At 48.1% G+C, this 19,841-nt stretch carries 15 protein-coding genes; all 15 read left to right on the top strand.

The features are described 5' to 3' along the window. The first annotated feature begins 29 nt into the window (after positions 1-29). The 15 genes from ACH33_RS02135 (at position 30) to ACH33_RS02200 (ending at position 19,802) form a co-directional block, all read left to right on the top strand. Positions 30-1,106 carry a carbamoyl phosphate synthase small subunit gene (locus tag ACH33_RS02135; protein WP_156423986.1) on the top strand — a complete coding sequence of 359 codons (1,077 nt, stop codon included), beginning with the start codon at positions 30-32 and terminating at the stop codon, positions 1,104-1,106. Next, entirely contained in the window at positions 1,099-4,341 is a 3,243-nt protein-coding gene (carB, locus tag ACH33_RS02140) for a carbamoyl-phosphate synthase (glutamine-hydrolyzing) large subunit (protein WP_057897527.1), read from the top strand. Before ACH33_RS02135 ends, carB begins: the two co-directional genes overlap by 8 nt. Beyond that, complete coding sequence (gene argF, locus ACH33_RS02145; RefSeq protein ID WP_057897528.1) at positions 4,342-5,283, top strand: ornithine carbamoyltransferase; 942 nt, start codon at positions 4,342-4,344, stop codon at positions 5,281-5,283. Positions 5,284-5,782: 499 nt separating this feature from the next. Beyond that, positions 5,783-5,980, top strand: coding sequence for a hypothetical protein (locus ACH33_RS19990; RefSeq protein ID WP_057897529.1), 198 nt, complete (start codon positions 5,783-5,785; stop codon positions 5,978-5,980). 125 nt (positions 5,981-6,105) lie between these two features. After that, positions 6,106-6,594 (top strand): IS630 family transposase, encoded by a 489-nt coding sequence (locus ACH33_RS19995; RefSeq protein ID WP_236781948.1) that lies wholly within the window; start codon positions 6,106-6,108, stop codon positions 6,592-6,594. A gap of 351 nt (positions 6,595-6,945) precedes the next feature. Further along, positions 6,946-7,902: an RNA-guided endonuclease InsQ/TnpB family protein gene (locus tag ACH33_RS02155; RefSeq protein WP_057897530.1), complete on the top strand. Its 957-nt coding sequence runs from the start codon at positions 6,946-6,948 to the stop codon at positions 7,900-7,902. A 219-nt stretch (positions 7,903-8,121) separates the two neighbouring features. Further along, on the top strand, positions 8,122-10,608 hold the full coding sequence (locus ACH33_RS02160; RefSeq protein WP_082705849.1) for a Lon protease family protein: 2,487 nt from the start codon (positions 8,122-8,124) through the stop codon (positions 10,606-10,608). A gap of 139 nt (positions 10,609-10,747) precedes the next feature. Next, entirely contained in the window at positions 10,748-12,001 is a 1,254-nt protein-coding gene (locus tag ACH33_RS02165) for an argininosuccinate synthase (protein WP_057897531.1), read from the top strand. A gap of 91 nt (positions 12,002-12,092) precedes the next feature. Then, positions 12,093-13,517, top strand: a complete 1,425-nt coding sequence (gene argH / locus ACH33_RS02170; RefSeq protein WP_057900211.1) for an argininosuccinate lyase — start codon at positions 12,093-12,095, stop codon at positions 13,515-13,517. A gap of 220 nt (positions 13,518-13,737) precedes the next feature. After that, positions 13,738-14,424 carry a cell division ATP-binding protein FtsE gene (ftsE, locus tag ACH33_RS02175; protein ID WP_057900212.1) on the top strand — a complete coding sequence of 229 codons (687 nt, stop codon included), beginning with the start codon at positions 13,738-13,740 and terminating at the stop codon, positions 14,422-14,424. Further along, positions 14,414-15,307, top strand: a complete 894-nt coding sequence (gene ftsX, locus ACH33_RS02180; protein ID WP_057897532.1) for a permease-like cell division protein FtsX — start codon at positions 14,414-14,416, stop codon at positions 15,305-15,307. Before ftsE ends, ftsX begins: the two co-directional genes overlap by 11 nt. A 27-nt stretch (positions 15,308-15,334) precedes the next feature. Further along, positions 15,335-16,552 carry a murein hydrolase activator EnvC family protein gene (locus ACH33_RS02185; protein WP_057897533.1) on the top strand — a complete coding sequence of 406 codons (1,218 nt, stop codon included), beginning with the start codon at positions 15,335-15,337 and terminating at the stop codon, positions 16,550-16,552. Between the two features lie 112 nt (positions 16,553-16,664). Continuing rightward, positions 16,665-18,095 carry a S41 family peptidase gene (locus tag ACH33_RS02190; RefSeq protein WP_057900213.1) on the top strand — a complete coding sequence of 477 codons (1,431 nt, stop codon included), beginning with the start codon at positions 16,665-16,667 and terminating at the stop codon, positions 18,093-18,095. 163 nt (positions 18,096-18,258) lie between these two features. Then, on the top strand, positions 18,259-19,575 hold the full coding sequence (locus ACH33_RS02195) for a PDZ domain-containing protein (protein ID WP_057897534.1): 1,317 nt from the start codon (positions 18,259-18,261) through the stop codon (positions 19,573-19,575). After that, on the top strand, positions 19,572-19,802 hold the full coding sequence (locus tag ACH33_RS02200) for a DUF2198 family protein (protein ID WP_057897535.1): 231 nt from the start codon (positions 19,572-19,574) through the stop codon (positions 19,800-19,802). Before ACH33_RS02195 ends, ACH33_RS02200 begins: the two co-directional genes overlap by 4 nt. Positions 19,803-19,841: the final 39 nt, after the last annotated feature.

Below are 19,841 nucleotides of genomic sequence, written 5' to 3' on the forward strand. Positions count from 1 at the left end.
CGGCAACGGGATGAAAAGGAGTGGAAAAAATGAAAGGATATCTTGTGTTAAGTACGGGTGACATATTTGAAGGCGAATGGTTCGGCAGCGCGGAAGATTGCACGGGAGAAGTCGTATTTAATACAGGAATGACAGGATACCAGGAGGTTCTGTCCGACCCTTCCTACGCCGGCCAGATGATTACATTTACGTATCCTCTTATTGGAAATTACGGCATTAACGAACGCGACTTCGAAAGTATCAAACCGGCCTGCAAGGCGCTTTTGGTCGGCGATTTGTGCCATCAGCCGAGCCATTACGAAGCGGGGTACACGCTCGCCGAGATTGCTGAACAGTATGGTATCAGCGTCCTGTCCGGTATCGATACGCGCGCCATTACTCATATTGTTCGCACGCACGGTGAAGTGTACGGTCTGCTGACGACGGATAAAGAAAAGCTTGCTTTCTTCACGCCGCAGCCGATCAAGGACGTGGTTCCGGGTGTCTCCGTCCGCCAGATGCAGGAGTATGGAGAGGAAGCGGATGGTCCGCATATCGTGCTGATTGACTTCGGCTACAAAAAGTCGATTTTACACCACTTGCTTGATGGCGGCTGCCGCGTTACCGTCGTTCCGTATAATGTGACGTATCACCAGGTGGTCAGCATCGACCCGGATGGCGTGTTTCTTTCAAACGGGCCAGGGGACCCGAAAGACTTGATGCCGCAACTGAGTGAATTAAAACGAATCGTCGAAAGCTACCCGACGATGGGAATTTGCATGGGCCATCAATTGATTTCGCTCATGTTCGGCTGCGATACGGAACGCCTGCCTTACGGGCACCGTGGAAGCAACCACCCGGTGAAAGATTTGCGCACCGGCAAAGTATATGTAACGTCACAGAACCACGGTTATGTGGTGAAAAAAGATTCGCTTGCGAACACATCCCTTGAATTGACGTTTATCAATGTGAACGATAAATCGGTGGAAGGTGTGCGCCACAAAGAGCTTCCGGTTTTCTCCGTACAATTTCATCCGGAAGCGCACGCCGGCCCTCATGATACGGGCTACCTGTTTAACGAGTTCATCCAACAATGCCAGGTAACAGGAGAGAAAAGCTATGCCTAAACTACCCGACATTAACAAAGTACTTGTGCTTGGCTCCGGCCCGATCGTTATCGGGCAGGCGGCCGAATTCGATTATGCCGGCGCGCAGGCCTGCCTAGCATTGCGCGAGGAAGGCGTGGAAGTTGTACTTGTAAACAATAACCCGGCAACCATCATGACCGACGATGAGGTGGCTGATCGCATATACATGGAGCCGCTCACGGTAGAAGCAGTAGAAAAAATTATTGCCAAAGAGCGTCCGGACGGAATCCTGCCAACGCTTGGCGGCCAGACGGGACTCAATCTGGCGGTAGAATTGTCCAAAGCGGGCGTACTTGAAACATACAATGTCAAGCTGCTTGGTACGCCGCTTGAAACGATTATACGTGGTGAAGACCGTGAAGAATTTAAACGCATGATGCAGGAGATCGGTGAGCCCATTCCGGAAAGCGAAACGGTTACAACTGTGGAAGCCGCGGTGGCGTTCGCAGAAGTGATCGGCTATCCGGTTATTGTGCGTCCGGCCTATACGCTTGGCGGTGCGGGCGGCGGCTTCGCGAGTAATGAGGAGGAATTGCGGATTGTCGCTAAACGCGGCTTAAACGCCAGCCCGATCGGGCAGGTGTTGATCGAGCGCAGCATCAAAGGCTGGAAAGAGATCGAATATGAGGTGATGCGTGACGCCAACGATACGTGCATTATCGTTTGTAACATGGAAAATCTTGACCCGGTCGGCGTACATACGGGTGATTCTATTGTATTTGCGCCATCGCAGACATTAACGGATCGCCAGTACCAGATGCTGCGTTCTGTTGCCTGTAAGGTAATTCGTGCGCTTGGGGTGGTTGGCGGCTGCAACATTCAATACGCGCTTGATCCGCATAGCGATAAGTATTATTTGATTGAAGTCAACCCGCGCGTGAGCCGTTCCTCAGCTCTGGCATCGAAAGCGACAGGTTATCCCATTGCTCGCATCGCGGCGAAACTGGCGCTCGGTTACCATTTGGATGAAGTCGTGAATCCGATTACTGGATACACATATGCTAGCTTTGAGCCGGCGATCGACTATGTCGTAGCCAAAGTGCCACGCTGGCCGTTTGATAAGTTCCCACATGCGGATCGTACGCTGGGTACGCAGATGAAGGCAACCGGTGAAGTGATGTCGATTGACCGGACGCTGGAAGGCGCGCTGCTCAAAGGCATCCGTTCGCTGGAGAACGGCGTGCAGCACATAGAGTTGCCTTATGTGAAGGATGCGAGCGATGAAGAAATCGAAAACCAATTGGTCAATGCGACCGACCAGCGCATTTTTTACATCGCTGAAGCGCTTCGACGCGGCATGAGCGTGGATGAACTGCATGATAAAACATCGATCGACCGTTTCTTTCTCAACGCTTTGGCCCGTATTATTCGTCTGGAAGAAGAACTGAAAGAAGCACGCTGGCGCAAGTTGACGCCGGAATTGCTGAAAGAGGCGAAGCTGCGCGGTTTTGCGGATAGTACGATCGCCAGCCTGTGCGGCGTAAGTTTTGAAGAAGTACGCACAAGATTGAAAGAATGGAATCTTGCGCCTGCTTACAAACTGGTAGATACGTGCGCGGCTGAATTTGTTGCCGCTACACCTTATTATTATTCTACCTGGCAGGGACGTGACGAAGTATCGGTGAAAAAGGACGGGAAAAAAGTGCTGGTGCTCGGCTCCGGCCCGATCCGAATTGGCCAGGGGATTGAATTTGATTACTGTTCTGTTCATGCGGCAAAAGCTTTACGCAAGCAGGGAATTTCCGCGGTTGTCATCAATAACAATCCAGAAACGGTATCGACCGATTACAATACGGCTGATCAATTGTATTTTGAACCACTGGCATTAGAAGATGTATTGAACGTCATCGAAAAAGAGCAGGTAGACGGTGTTATGGTGCAGTTCGGCGGCCAGACGGCGATCAATTTGGCCGATAAACTGCATAAAGCCGGCGTGCATGTGTACGGTACATCAGTAGAGGCGATCGATATGGTCGAAGATCGTGAATTGTTCTATCAAATGCTGCGCAAGCTGAACATCCCGCACATTCCAGGTCGGGGTGTCAATAGCCAGCAAGGCGCGCACCTTGTTGCAGAAGAACTTGGGTATCCGGTGCTCGTCCGTCCATCCTACGTGATTGGCGGCCGCGGCATGGTCGTTGTTCACAGCGCGGAAGAACTGGATCAATATTTTGCAGACTGGAACCGGTACACGTCTTCAGGCGCGCTGTTCCCACTTTTGATTGACAAATATGTATCAGGCATGGAAGTGGAAGTTGACGTGGTCTGCGACGGTGAAGATATTTTGATTCCAGGCATTTTCCAGCATATTGAGCGCGCCGGGGTTCACTCTGGTGACAGTATGGCGATTTTCCCGTCACCGCAGTTAACCGACGCGCAGCAGAAAGAGATTGGTCGCCATGTCGCGTTGATCGTGAAAGAAATGAAAGCGTGCGGATTGATTAACATTCAGCTCGTTATTGATACAAAAGGCAAGATTTACGTGCTGGAGGTCAATCCAAGAGCTTCCCGCACGGTGCCGATTGTCAGCAAAGTGACTGGAGTACCAATGGTGGCGCTGGCCACGCGGGCACAAATGGGCGAGAAGCTGAAAGATATGGGGTACGGCACAGGCATTCTGCCGTGCATTCCGTTCTACGCGATCAAAGCTCCTGTATTCTCCACGATTAAATTGAATGGTGTAGACCCGGCGCTGGGGCCGGAAATGAAATCGACGGGCGAAGTAATTGGCCTTAGCTTTTCAATAGAAGAAGCGATCGCTAAGGCGATGGCATGGAAAACGGGAGCCTGCGATTGGCTTGCGAAAGGCGATACGATTCTTCTGTCGCTGTCCGATCAGGATAAGAAAGATTTCATTCCGTACATTCAAATGCTCAAAGAGCTGAACGTGAACATTATCGCGACGCCGGGAACAGCCGCTTTAGTAAAAGAGCATGGCGCAGAGGTTGCGGAGGTTGTCGAGACGCAGGAGCGTGTGAAGGCGATTTGCGCGGAGCGCCCGGTTAAAGCGTTTGTAAACACGCCGACGCTTGGCAATAAGCGGGGACGCCTCGGATTTGAACTGCGTCAATTGGCACTTGCCCTTAACATTCCATGTTTTACTTTCCTGGATACGTTTGCTTCTTATCTTAAAGTCCACGGTTTTGAAGCGGGTGATGTGAACGATTTGGGAGAGTACTTGCGAGAAATAAAAAGAAAGGAGCTTGTGAGATAAATGGTAGTAACGGAACAATTAAAAGGAAAAGACTTTCTTTGTCTTTCCGATTATACAAAAGACGAAATTATGTATCTGCTGGATTTGGCAGCTAAGCTAAAATCCGAACAGAAGCAGGGGATTCCCCATCCGCACTTGGCTGGCAAAACGCTCGGCATGATTTTCGATAAAGCGTCCACACGCACGCGTGTATCATTTGAAGTTGGCATGTACCAGTTAGGCGGTATGGCGATGTTTATGAGCGGACGCGATCTGCAAATTGGCCGTGGCGAGCCGATCCCGGATACAGCAAGAGTGCTTTCTCGTTATCTGGATGGCATTATGATTCGTACGTATTCGGACGCGATGGTCAAGGAGCTGGCTGATTACGCCTCGATTCCGATCATCAATGGCCTGACAGATATGCAGCATCCGTGTCAGGTCATGGCTGACTTCCAGACGATTATCGAACACAAAGGTGGACTGGAAGGACTGAAGCTGGCGTATGTGGGTGATGGAAACAACATGGTACATTCACTGATGATCGGCGCGGCCAAAGTGGGTATGAACGTAGCTGTCGCTTCGCCGGAAGGTTACATGCCAGATGCGGGCGTAACAGAAATGACGTATACGTTTGCTGAAGAAAGCGGCGCGCAAGTGCTTATTACGAATGACCCGGAGGAAGCGGTGGCAGACGCTGATATCGTATACACAGATGTATGGGCGAGCATGGGACAGGAGGCTGAACAGCAGGAGCGCCTCATGAAGTTTAAAGGGTTCGAAGTAAACGAAACACTGATGAAAAAGGCGAAATCGGACGCGATCTTTATGCATTGTCTGCCGGCGCATCGCGGCGAGGAAGTGGCAGCGGAAGTTATTGACGGGCCGCAATCGGTCGTATTTGATCAATCCGAGAATCGTCTGCACGCTCAGAAAGCGATTTTGGTAGCACTAATGAAATAGGAAAATAACAAAAAAGCATATGTTGCTTTATAGTAATAAAGCAACCTCAGACTGAAGACAAACTCCCTTACAGATAACACTGCCAAGGGAGTTTGTATGCTTTTTAATGGGAAAATCAAGAAAAAACAGGAAGCTTACGCTTCGTTCCACCCGGCTTCCAGAGCCAGGTGGCTAACTCTTTCAAGTTCATGCATGCAAAAACAAGCATCGCCTGCATCATCATTTTTTTAATTCCTTTTTGATGTAACAGTCGTAATACTCATCATACACATATTCATGCCTGCGAAAAATCCCTTTTTGGTTTTAGGCAAACCGCTTTTCTCGTTCATCTTTCACATAATAGCCGTTTTCAGGCTCCGGCGTACTTACTTTACTCTCTTTTTTTTCTTCTTTTATTCGACAAAAAAAGCTTGTATATAGCTACCGATTAAGAGTTTAACAAACGGTTATTTGGCAATACTGGCTCCTATCATCACAATGATAAGGAGCGGATTACGTTATGAAAAAATCACTGATTACAAACACTCACGGATTTACGAGTGAAACGTTACGAAAGGAAGAGCGTGCGATTTCTGATGCTTTTTTTCGGCAGCGTGTGACGGTTGTTCGGCTGATTCTTGAAGGTTTTTCTACGGTAAGATGCAGAAGTACTGGGCATTTGTCGCCAGTCTGTCTCTACGTATGTCAAGATGTTTAATCGAGGTGGGATAGCTGAACTTCTTCAGCGTGATTTCCCTCTGGGAAAACAACCGTATCTCTCACCAGAAGAACAAATGGAGGTGAAAAAAGTGATATTGGAAAGCACACCGGAACAGGAAGGGATTGAACCGTCTCAATTGTGGGATACCCGCCTGCTTCAAAAATGGATCGAATTGCACAAGACGAGACCCATGTCAAACCCTTCGGGCTACATGGCCTCCGAAAGGAGAACAGAAGCAGATTCCAACATACGGTCATCACGCTCAGGTGACTTTATTCGGAACCGTAGATACGCAAACCGGCGACATATTCTGTACAACGGCAGATTCCTGTAATGCCGCTTCTTTTCTGGAATTCTTGAAGAAAGTGATGAAGCGCTATGCCAACAAGAAGGTCATTATGATCATCGATAATGCCCGTATTCATCATGCCGAACTCCTTCGTCCTTTTCTAAAAGAGCATCATCAGAGACTCTACTTATTGTTTTTGCCGCCGTATTCACCCAATCTAAATCCAATTGAAAAGCTTTGGCGCTGGCTTAAAGATAGTGTCATTTCAAACGTGTTTCACAAAATCAATCGGAGATTGAACAGGCGGTTCAGCGATTTTTAGACTTTACACAATCTTGTCCAGAACGAGTACTACGTCGTATTGGTCGTATTGGCTGTTAAACTGTCAATTGGAATGTATATAATTATATACTTATATATGTGGATAGTTTTAAAAAATGAACAATCCTCGAATAAATAATTACATAAACTTCTCTTTCTTGTTTCCTTTGCCAAAATGGTGGCTGGACTTACGAAAAGAAGGAGAGCTTTGGGGATTATTTTAACATAACACGCGAGAAGTCCCCTTCCTCCACGCCTCCGGCGTAGGTGGGAGATGAATCGTGCTTCTTTTTCCCTTCTATTCGTTGTATACTAGGAATGTACGTTCGTAGTGAGAAAGAAGGGGATTCGAATGATTCGAACTGCAAAAGTCGCTTTTACCGCATCCCGCTCTACCATAGATGCCCTGTTTGCCTTAAATCGCTTCTCGGCAGAAGTGTGGAATACGTGCTTGGCTGAAGCGAAAGTCTACCACCAGCAAACCGGGCAGTGGATCGGTAAAACCGAACTGCAAAAACGCTTGAAGCGTCGTTTCCCAATGCACAGCCAGAGCATACAAGCTGTGTGCCACAAATATCTTTGGGCGCGAGATAGCGCACATCAGGCCCGGAAGGAAGGGCACACGAACGTCCGCTATCCATATAAGCAAAATAAGTATTTCAACACAAAGTGGGCGGCGGACGGTTTTACCATTCATCCCAACGGGCGCATTTCGTTGAGTCGCGGCATCTGGGAAGGCAAGCGTCAAGCACCGAACCCGCCGGGTTCGCATATATGCGCCATTGACCCGGGTGAAATTCATACGCTTGCAGCCGTCGCAACAACTGGAGACAGTCTCATTGTGACCGGACGCAAAATCCGAAGTATTCACCGCCTGCGTAACAAGAAGCTTGCAGAGCTTCAGCGAAAAATGAGCAAGTGCCAGAAATACAGCCGTCAGTGGAAGCGGTACAATCGAGCCAAACAATATCTTCTTTCTAAAAGTAAACGCAAAAAGAAACGTTCTCGCTGCCACAATCAGCGAATGAGCCAGTGGCAGTTTGGGAAAGTAAAGAAGTACCTAACGTACAAACTGAAGGCGGAAGGCATCATGCTCCATAAGCGCAAGGAACGCTATACATCGCAAACCTGTCCGGTTTGCGGGGCGAAAAAGAACGTGCGTGGGCGTATGTATCGCTGTTCGTGCGGCTATACCCAACATCGGGACATTCACGGTGCGGCGAATCTACTGTCCAAAGTGTTGTATGAAAACCGGATTCAGTCCTTGCCGTTTGAAATTCAGAAACCCACGTATCTACGGATCGCCTAAGCGAGAAGTAGTAGATGGTTTGTTCCGACCCACGCCCGTAAGGGTGTGTTGCTGAATGATTCCCCTCGCAGACGGCACGTGTCTGTGAGATCAGCGACAACCCGCTGATCGCCTGTTCTGCCGAGATGGATAGTTCAGAAACCCCCACTTCAACCTATGGTAAGTGGAGGAGGTTCATTAATGTATAGAGTAGATAGCTGAAGAAAGGGATGAGCAACGATGTGGAAGCGTGTTGCCCAAGAAACTTTAGAACAAAGAAAAGTTCCAGTATCTAAATTACGTGTCATGACACCACCGGAAGTATTTCCATGTGAGACGACGGCGGAAATCGAACCGCTTAAGGAAGGAATCATCGGTCAGGATCGGGCCGTGCGCGCAATGGACTTCGGACTGAAAGTCAGAAAGCATGGATATAATTTGTTTGTTGCAGGTTCCCCGGGCACCGGCAAAACCACATACGCCAAGGTGAAAGCGCGCCAAGCTGCGGAAGGAAAGCCCGTGCCTGACGATTGGTGTTACGTATATAACTTCACCCGCCCTGACCATCCGCTAGCACTATCATTTCCGGCTGGAGAGGGCATGAAATTCAAGGCAAGAATGGAAGAGTTGATTCAGGATATTGAGCGGGAGGTACGGAAAACGTTTGCCGGGGACGAATACGAAAAGCAACGCCGTCAAGTTTTGCAAAATTTCGAGAAAAGGGCGCAGGAACAATGGAAAAAGCTTGATGAACTCGCGCGTGAGTTCAATTTCTCGCTGGAACGTACGTCCGAAGGCGGAATTATCACGGTTCCGCTTATGTTCGGAAAACCGCTCAGCAATGAGGAATTTAATCGCCTGTCTGAGGTTACGCGCCAGGAGATTAAAGAGAAAAGCAAAAAGCTAGAACAGGAAGTCGCCGAGTCGGTACGACAAATTCAGCTAATCGAAAAAGAGGTCGAACGGCAAATTGCCCAGTTAAACAAAGATTCCGTCCGCCAGGCCGTACAGCATCTGTTTCAGCCGCTGTTTGCGCAGTATGAAGATGAAAAAGTGCGCGAATATTTGCGCGCGTATCAAGAAGACGTCATTGATAATTACCACTTTTTTAAAGACGAACCTTCCGAAATGGGAGCGATGGCACGGTTATTGCAACGGAACGAAGAAGCGAACTTGCTGCGCTACAAGGTAAATGTATTGGTCGATAACAGCGGAACATCCGGCGCTCCGGTTATTTTTGAAAGCAACCCGACCCATTACAATTTGTTCGGGCGTATCGAATACCGGAGTACATTCGGCACGATGACGACCGATTTCACAATGATTAAACCGGGATCTTTGCATATGGCGAACGGGGGATATTTGATCGTGCAGGTGGGAGAGCTTTTGCGTAATCCACTGGCCTGGCATGTTTTGAAGCGGGTATTGAAAACGGAAAAGCTCCGTATTGAGACCCCTGCGGAAGAATATGGGCTTATCGCTACAAGCGGCCTGAAACCGGAGGCAATTCCGCTGGATGTAAAAGTTATTTTAATTGGCAGCCCGTATGTATACTACTTGTTATCTGAACTGGACGAGGACTTCCATAAACTTTTTAAAGTCAAGGTCGAGTTTGACACGGATATGAAAAAAGATGGCCGAAAGTACCGGGAATTTGCGGCTTCTGTTCGCAATTATTGCGAGAAAGAAGGCTTGCTGCCGTTTCATCGTTCCGCTCTGGCGGAGCTAATGGATTACAGTACGCGTCTGGCCGGTGATCAGCGCAAATTGACCGCCAGATTTCACGATGTAAATCGCTTGCTTGTGGAGGCGAGCTTCTGGGCAGAAGAAGAAGGCAGCCCGGTAGTGGAAGCACGTCATGTGCGGCAAGCGCTTGCGGAGCAAGAATACCGTGCCAATCGGCTGGATGAGAAAATGCGGGAATTAATTGAAGAGGGCACGATTATGGTCGATGTGGACGGTGAGAAAGTGGGGCAGATTAACGGGCTTGCAGTAATGCAAACAGGCGATTACACGTTTGGCCAGCCGCACCGTATTACGGCTCGTACGTTTATCGGGCGCCAGGGTATTATCAATATTGAACGGGAAACCTCACTAAGTGGTCAGCTACATCATAAAGGCTTGCTTATTTTGAGCGGATACCTGGCGGGAAAATTTGCTCAGAATAAGCCGCTTCCCTTGTCAGCGAGCATTACGTTCGAACAGACATACAGCATGGTTGATGGGGACAGTGCTTCAAGCACCGAACTATATGCGCTCCTGTCTTCGCTATCAGGCATTCCAATTAAGCAGGGCATCGCCGTGACAGGATCGGTGAACCAATGGGGCGAAATCCAGCCGATCGGCGGTGTAAATGAGAAAATCGAAGGCTTCTTTGCGGTATGCAAGGCGATTGGTTTGACCGGTAAGCAGGGGGTTATTATTCCGCACCAGAATGTGAAAAATTTAATGCTTCGACCCGAAGTCATCGAAGCGGTAGAGTCCGGGCAATTCCATATCTGGCAAGTACGTACCATTGAGGAAGGAATTGAGATTCTTACGGGCGTGGAGGCCGGGACTTGCGATGAAAAGGGAGACTATGAAGAAGGCACTGTATTCGGTGAAGTTAACAAACGCCTCACCCGCATGTTTGCTTCCATCAAAGATGATACTGACCAGATTCTCGGCGCCGATGCCAAAGCAATGCAACAGCGTGTTGATACTGAAGCAGAAAAAAAGGAAAAATAATGGAAGCCAGTAAGCCTAATATTTTTTTGCAAAAAATCTATTGAATTTTTATTAATAAAATTGCATAATATTTCATAGGAAATGCATGGTGTGAGACGTGACATAATATGCACGAGTAGAGAAGGGGAGGATTTGAACAATGGCAAAAGAAAAAGTTGTTCTGGCTTATTCTGGCGGTTTAGATACATCTGTGGCGATTAAATGGTTGCAGGAAACGTACAATTATGACGTTATCGCCGTAGCGCTTGACGTCGGCGAAGGCAAGGATTTGGAGTTTGTACGCGACAAAGCGCTGCAGGTTGGTGCCATTAAATCATACGTTGTGGATGCAAAAGAATTGTTTGCGAATGAATTTGTTTTGCCAGCACTAAAAGCGAACGCAATGTATGAAGGCAAATATCCGGTCGTATCCGCCCTGTCCCGCCCGCTTATTGCGAAAGTGCTCGTTGATATTGCGGAAGAAGAGGGTGCAGTTGCCGTGGCCCACGGCTGCACAGGCAAAGGGAACGATCAGGTGCGTTTCGACGTTTCGATCACAGCCCTTAATCCGAACTTGAAAATTGTCGCTCCGGTACGTGAATGGGGCATGAGCCGTGATGAGGAAATCAAGTACGCGATGAAGCATAACATTCCGATTCCGGTTGACCTTGACAACCCATACAGCATTGACCAAAATCTTTGGGGCCGTGCGTGCGAATGCGGTGAACTAGAAAATCCCTGGAACGAGCCCCCGAAAGGTGCATATGACCTGACGGCTCACCTGGAAGATACGCCGGACGCTCCAGAGGAAATCGAAATTGAGTTCATCCAGGGCAAACCTGTAGCGTTAAACGGCAAAGAGATGCCGCTAAGTGAACTTATTCTCGAACTGAACAAAATTGCGGGCAAACACGGCGTGGGGCGCATTGACCATGTAGAAAACCGTCTCGTTGGCATCAAATCCCGCGAAGTATATGAAGCCCCAGGAGCAATTACGCTTATTCTGGCGCATCGCGAACTGGAGTTCTTGACACAACCACGCGAAGTGGCGCAGTTTAAGCCGATTATTGAGCAAAAAATCTCCCAGGTTATTTATGAAGGCCTGTGGTTCTCACCGATTATGGATGCGCTCAAGGCGTTCGTGGAAGAAACGCAAAAATTTGTGACAGGTACCATCCGTGTGAAACTGTTCAAAGGTCATGCGATCGTAGTCGGAAGAAAGTCGGCATCCTCTCTGTACGATGAAAACTTGGCGACATATGGTACGGAAGATACGTTTGACCATCAGGCGGCGATCGGCTTTGTCAAACTGTGGGGCCTGCCGACAAAAGTGTTCGTACAAACGAATAAAGACAAACTGGACCATGCGCCGAAAGCGGTCGTTATTGATAAAAAAGAAGCAATCAAGCAATAAAAATGCTTGAGATTGACAGGAGAATCGAGGTTTGAGAGGAGGGAAAGGCGTTTTCTTTCTTGAGGTGGAGAGAAGGAAAACGCCTGCATTCATGAAGCTATGGGGCGGTCGATTTACCAAAGCAACCGATAAACTTGTAGAAGAATATACGGCATCCATCGGGTTCGACCAGCAATTGTGGAAAGAGGACATCACCGGAAGCCTCGCGCACGTGGCAATGCTGGGCAAGTGCGGCATTATCGGCGAAGATGAGGCGGCCACGATTGCGGAAGGCTTGAAAAAGGTGGCTGCCATGATCGAAGCGGGTGAAGCAGAGTTTACGGTTGAGAACGAAGACGTGCATATGAATGTGGAAAAAATGCTGATTGAACAAATTGGACCGGTGGGCGGCAAATTGCATACCGGGCGCAGTCGCAACGACCAGGTCGCGACCGATATGCATTTGTACCTGCGTGCGCGTGTCGTCGAAATTGTTGATTTAATCGTGAAGGTGCAGGAGTCGCTGCTTGAGCAGGCGAAAGCAAACATCGACACCATTCTGCCGGGCTATACGCATTTGCAGCGGGCACAACCGGTATTGTTCGCGCATCATTTAATGGCGTACTATTCCATGTTACAGCGCGATGCGGAACGGTTGATGGATAGCTGGAAGCGAATTAACGTCTTGCCTCTGGGAGCCGGCGCGCTGGCGGGTACGACGTTCCCGATCGACCGCGAATACGTGGCTGAATTGTTGAAATTTGACGCCGTTTACACGAATAGTATGGACGCGGTAAGCGATCGCGATTTTATTGTTGAATTTTTGGCCAATGCTTCCCTGCTGATGATGCATCTTTCTCGTTTGTGCGAAGAACTGATTCTCTGGATGAGCGACGAGTTTAACTTCGTGGAATTGGACGACGCGTTTTGCACAGGCTCCAGCATTATGCCCCAGAAGAAAAATCCGGACGTGGCGGAACTTGTCCGCGGCAAAACGGGTCGGGTATACGGCAGTCTAATCGGTATGCTTACGGTTCTCAAAGGGTTGCCGCTTGCGTATAATAAAGACATGCAGGAAGACAAAGAGGGCATGTTTGACACAGTCGCCACACTTCATGGCGCGCTATCATTGTTTGCTCCGATGATTCGCACGATGAAAGTCAAGAAAGAAAACATGCGTCAGGCGGTGGCGCATGATTTCTCCAACGCTACTGATTTGGCGGATTATTTGGTTGGAAAAGGTATGCCTTTTCGTCAGGCTCATGAAGTTGTAGGAAGAAGCGTGTTGTATTGTATTGAGCAGGGGAAGTACTTGCTGGATATGAGCTTGGATGAGTTCAGACAGTTCTCTGAACAATTCGAAGAGGATATTTATGAAGCGCTCAATCCTGTGAACGTTGTCAATGCACGCAATGTGCTGGGTGGCACGGCGAAGAATCAAGTAGAAATTCAGATTGCTGCCGCCGAGGTTCAGCTAAAACAAACACACGTATGGGTGGAAGAACATATCAAGAAGATAAACGTTCAACTCTTATAAATAGGATGAAATGGAAGGATAGAAGAGAAATAGAGACTATCGGTGAGGCCATCCCCTTTTACAAGAAGGGGATGTTTTTTTTTGCTAGAAAATTGTCGGAAATAATGTGCGATTCTTCATGCGTTTTGCTCGACAAATGGTATAATAGAAAAGGCGTTTATTGTTGGATGATGTCATTTCCACGGAAGCGATAGAAAAAATTATAGTTTGGGTGATTTTTTTGATAGAAATGCAGGATGTATGGAAGACGTATCCGAACGGAACCGTGGCCCTTCAGGGAATTGATGTCCGCATCAAAGACGGGGAGTTCGTCTATGTCGTCGGACCGAGCGGTGCGGGAAAATCAACGTTTATTAAACTGATGTACCGCGAGGAAAAAGCGACAAAAGGGCAAATTGTGATTAACGATTTTCATATCAATCGTCTCAAAGAGCGTCAAATTCCTTATCTGCGGCGGAAGATTGGTGTCGTTTTTCAGGACTTTAAGCTACTTCCGAAACTGACCGTCTACGAAAACGTAGCGTTTGCAATGGAAGTTATTGAAGAGTCCAGGAAAAAAATTAAGCCGCGCGTAATGGAAGTGTTGGAGCTTGTAAGGCTGAAACACAAAGCGCGCTCACTTCCTGACCAGTTGTCCGGAGGGGAACAGCAACGCGTGGCAATTGCGCGCGCGATTGTAAATCGACCTGATCTCATTATCGCCGATGAACCGACCGGAAATCTTGATCCGGAGACATCGATGGATATTATGCAGACATTGCTCGAGATAAATCGGGGCGGGACAACCATTGTTATGGCTACACATAATAAAGAAATTGTAAATAGCCTGCGCAAGCGGGTGATTGCGATTGAGGCAGGACGGATCGTTCGGGATGAGCAGAGAGGGGAGTATGGCTATGAAGACTAGCACGCTTTCCCGTCACATGCGCGAAGGATTCAAGAATCTTGGCCGGAATGGCTGGATGACGTTCGCTTCTATTAGCGCGGTGATGATTACTCTCTTAATTCTCGGCGTTTTTTTGATGATGGCGATGAACATTCAGCACCTTGTCCAGACCGTGGAGAAACAGGTCGAGATTCGTGTTTCACTCGACGTAACAGCTGACGATGCAACGGTGAAGAAGGTGGAAGGCGCGCTTAAGAAGCTGCCTGACGCCGCCGAGGTGAGGTTTGTTTCAAAAGAAGAAGGGCTGAAGAACTTGAAAGAAAGTTTTGGCGATAAACGTGACTATTTGAACGGACTGGAGAAAGAAAATCCTTTGCCGGACACCTTTATTGTCAAAGCGAAAACACCGCAGCAAACCGGAGCCTTGGCTCAGAAAATCGAAGCGATCGACGGTGTGAAGAAGGTTAACTATGCTGAGCAAACGACGAAGAAGCTGTTCGCCGTAACGGATGTGATTCGCTTTGTCATCGTGGCATTTATTATTGCCCTTGCGTTTACGGCAATGTTTTTGATTGCCAATACGATTAAATTAACCATTATAGCACGGCGCCGGGAAATCGAGATTATGAAGCTTGTTGGCGCGACCAACGGCTTTATCCGGTGGCCGTTTTTTGTGGAAGGAGCACTTATGGGGATCATTGGCGCTATTGTGCCGATCATTGTCTTAAGTGTAGGATACGCCTCTTTGCTAGATTTTGTGGAGCAACAGCTTGCGCTTTATTTTTTGCATCTTTTGCCGATATATCCGCTTATGCTGGAAGTTTCGCTTGTGTTGCTTGGAATCGGCGCTTTTATTGGTATCTGGGGAAGCTTAATGTCCGTGCGACGGTTTTTACATATATAAAAAATCAAGAATTATGAGGAGGAAAAGATGGCGAAGAAGTTCCTGATTCCGCTGGCGGCTACCATTCTTTTTACGGGAATGACTCCGGCGGTCAGCCAGGCTAATGAAGTCGCGAATGTTCAAAAGGAAATTGATAGAATTAAGCGAGAGAGTCAGATAGCAAAGAATAGAGTAAGCTCAATCAAACAGCAAATTAGTAGTATCCAAGCACAGCAACAGTCGACCAAAGAAGATATCATGAGCATTGATTTGAAGATGAATGAAACCCAGGCGAAAATCGACGAGTTAAACAAAGAGATCGAGAAAACAACTGCTGAACTGAAGCAAGCGGCCAAGCAGCTTCAAGAAGCCATTATCCGAGTAGAGAAGCGCGACAAATTGCTAAAAACACGCGTATCCGCTATTTATGAAGCAGGGGACATCTCTTATCTGGAAGTTTTGCTGGGCTCCCAGGATTTCAGTGACTTTCTTGAAAGATTGGATGCTGTGAAGTCGATTGTTGAACAGGACGTGACGATTCTTGAAGACAATAAGCGCGACCGTGACATTATTGCGGAGAAAAAGAAACAAATCGAAACAGAATTGCAGAATTTAAAGAGAATGCAGGCAGAAGCCCAGCAGCTGGCCGCGCAGCTTGAAGAGCAGAAACAGGAGCGGGAGCGTATTCTGAAAGAGTTGATAGCAAAAGAGGGCGAATTGCTAGAAATCCAGGAGGAACAGGAGCATGCGTCGCTTGAGCTTGTCAATCAGCTACAGCAGAAGATCGAAGAGAAACGTCGGGCAGAAGAAGAGGCTCGCCGTGCCTCTTCTTCTGATGCCGGAAGCTGGTCTCTGCCGCCCGTTCATTCCGGTGGGCAGTTCGTTTGGCCTGTTTCCGGTGCTCGCATGTCTTCTTCTTTTGGCTATCGTATTCACCCGATTCTTCATACCCGTAAGTTCCACGATGGCACCGATTTGGCTGCTCCGCAGGGAACGCCGATTTATGCGGCTGCGGATGGTGTGGTAGCTTCCACAGGTTATATGAATGGGTATGGCAATACTGTTATTATTTATCATGGAAACGGCTTAAGCACATTGTATGCCCACATCCGTCATGGTGGAATTGTCGTGTCTGAGGGGCAGGAGGTAAAGGCGGGCCAAAAGATTGCGGAAGTCGGTTCTACGGGGCGTGCTACCGGCCCGCATTTGCACTTTACAGTCATTCGTAATGGTCAGAAAGTCGATCCGATGTCATATTTGCGATAATTTGGCAATAACAGATATATCCCTGATATATCTGTCATATACTAGGTGGTAAATCGGATTGATCAAAGGTGGTGTTTTTATATTGTATGTAAAACGCCGTACGCTTTTTGTGATGCTTCTTCTTGTCGTCGTTTCCACCAGCATTGTTACCTTAGCGGCGGCCAAATTTTTTGGACAGGGTTTCGGTCAGAACGGCACCCGCGTGCCTGAGGGACAGGCGGCGTCGGGACAGGCAGTACCGCAAAATCCCGATTTCGCAAAAGTGTACGAAGCTTATCAGTTAATCGAAAATACAGCATTGGAGAAGCAGGATAAAGCCAAGCTGATTGATGGCGCCATCGAGGGGATGGTGAAGACGCTCGATGATCCGTTCTCCGATTATATGAATCAGAAAGAAACGAAAGACTTTAATTCGTCTTTGCAATCAACGTTTGAAGGTATCGGTGCGGAAGTAACACTGAAGAATGACCGGGTAACCATCGTTTCTCCGATCAAAGGTTCCCCTGCTGAGAAAGCGGGCCTTCGTCCAGAAGATCAAATTTTGAAAGTTAACGGCAAAAGCTTGCAAGGGATGAGCTTAAGTGACGCGGTGATGCATATCCGCGGGCCAAAAGGAACGAAGGCGGAGCTTGAAATCATGCGTCCAGGTTTATCCGAACCGTTGCGTATCGTGGTTATCCGTGATGATATCCCGATTGAGACGGTTTACAGCGAAACGATTCAGCGTGATGGCAAAACGTTCGGCAAGCTGGAGATTACCCAGTTCTCACAGGATACGGCTAAACACTTTGCTAATGAATTGCAAAAGCTTGAAGAAAAAGGAATCGATGGCTTGATTGTTGATGTGCGCGGCAATCCGGGCGGCTTGCTGGATTCTGTTGTGGAGATTGGAAATTTGCTTGTGCCGGATAAGGGGATTATTTTACAAATTCAATATAGTGATGGTAAAAAGGAAGTGTTTCGTTCCGAGAAAGGAAAAGCTGCATATCCGATCGTTGTGCTGACGGACAAGGGAAGTGCCAGCGCTTCAGAAATCCTGGCTGCCGCGCTGCAAAGCAGCGGATATAAAGTCGTCGGCACGAATACATTTGGCAAAGGAACCGTGCAGAACACGATGCCGCTCGAAGATGACAGCCAATTGAAAATCACGGTAGCCAAATGGTTGACACCGGACGGTACCTGGATTCACAAAAAAGGCGTAATACCGGATGTGAAAATTGAGCAACCTGATTATTTCAAAGCGGTTCTGTTACCGGATGGTGTGGAACTGAAGCGCGATATGACAAGCTCTGATGTGAAGAATTTGCAATTAATTCTCAAAGGACTTGGACAGGCGCCGGGTCGCATGGACGGGTATTTTGACGCTCGCACGGAAGCAGCGGTTAAAATCTTCCAAAATCTGCACCAGCTGCCGATGACCGGCAAGGTAGATAAAAAAACGGCAGGTTTGATGCAGGAAGAGTTGATAAAACGCATTCGAGACCCGAAAAACGATTTGCAACTACAGGCGGCCATCGAAGTATTATCCCAACAGACAAATTAGAAATCAGGGAGGGTTCGCCCTACCGTTTGTAGAATTATAGAACCACGGCCTTTATGTCGTGGCTTTTTCTTTACTATAATAGAAGTGGTTTTTCTTACAGGATGATTGGTTTCAAAGGACACTGGCATATGTTGGCTCGATTTTTTAAATCGGAGGATGGGAAATGGGTGATTGGTCAGGATTCTTGCTGGATGTACTGATACAGATTCCGAAGTTTTTATTAAGTCCTGCTTTGTATATATTTGCTTTGCTTTTGTTTTGGCACTATCATAAACAGGTTGTTCAGGAGCGCAAGCTGTTTCATGTGCGTTTGACTTCGGCGCCGGGAGAGCTCCTCCGCTCGCTTCTGCTGGGTGCGCTTGCGGGCGTGGGTGTTTCCGCGCTTCTGCTTCTCTTCGGAATCGCTCTTTCCTATTATGATGTTGTGCTGTTATGGGGGATAAGCATCCTTTTTGCTTTGATAAACATTCGCTTTTTATCATTCGCATACAGCGGCGGTTTTTTAGCGATTGTGTCGGTTTTGGCAAGATTGGTTCCGCCTGATGGTGCGGATGGATGGCTTGGCCAATTGCTTCTATGGCTGCGGGCAGTGAATATTCCAGGCGTTTTGGCACTGGTCGCTTTACTGCATATTGCTGAAGGGTTGCTTGTGCAATTGACGCCGAAACAAGGATTCTCTCCTGTACTGATCAAAAGCCAGCGCGGACGGGTAGTTGGTGCATATGTGATTCAAAAATATTGGATGATCCCGGCTGTGTTGTTTGTATCAGGTGTTCCGGGCGGCACTTATGCTATAGATGCATCCGGCTGGTGGCCGCTTTTTTACGCGGGAGCAGCGGCATTGAGTTTATTGCCGATCCCAACCGTAATCGGATATGCTGATTTGGCGGTATTGTCTACACCGCAGGAGAAAGCGAAACAGGCGGGCAGACGAATCATGCTATTCGGGATTTTGCTGTTTGTGCTGGCCTGGGCGGGCGTGTATTGGCTTCCTGTCGCTGTATTCGGAGGTCTGCTTTCCCTGCTTGGGCATGAGGCGTTTCGTATTTACGGGAAATGGCAGCGTCGATTGTATACTCCGCTATATGTGCAATTGAAAAAAGGTGTCCGGGTATTGGCTGTTGTGCCGGGAAGTCCGGCGGATGAGATGGAAATTATTACTGGCGATGTAATTTTGCGTATTAACGGACGCGAAATTAACAATAAAGCGGCGATTTATCTGGCATTGCAGCGGCAATCGGCTTTCTGTAAAATGGAAGTAATGAACAGGGAAGGACATATTAAGTATGTTCAGCGTTCTGTATATCAGGGTGATCACCATCAACTGGGGCTTATCTTGGCGCCTGATGTAGAAACGGACGAATATGTTGAACAGGGAGGGTACAACCGATTATTCGGTTTATTCCGCAAAGTCCGGACGCGCCGCAACAATGAATCGTATGAAGTCCCCTTTGAACAGGGAAAGGATGTAACATTATGATCATAAAATACGTGCTTGCCTTACTCGTTCCGCTTCTTCTCGCGGCGGTGATTTCGCGTGTGGCACTTAATATATGGGTAGGCGCCATTGTGACCCTTGGCATCATGATGGCTGTCTTCGATGGTCCGAAGCAGCCTTTGCCGGTTATTTTATTAGGCGTTGCCAGCGGCTTCGCCGGAACGTACATTGGTTATCGCTGGCTTAAAGGAATTAGTTTGACGGAGTAGGGATGACAGCCCTCTCTTTTTCCCCGTTGCTGGGTTGCC

Origin of the sequence: Aneurinibacillus sp. XH2 (assembly GCF_001439585.2) — a bacterium.
GTDB classification, from domain to species: domain Bacteria; phylum Bacillota; class Bacilli; order Aneurinibacillales; family Aneurinibacillaceae; genus Aneurinibacillus; species Aneurinibacillus thermoaerophilus.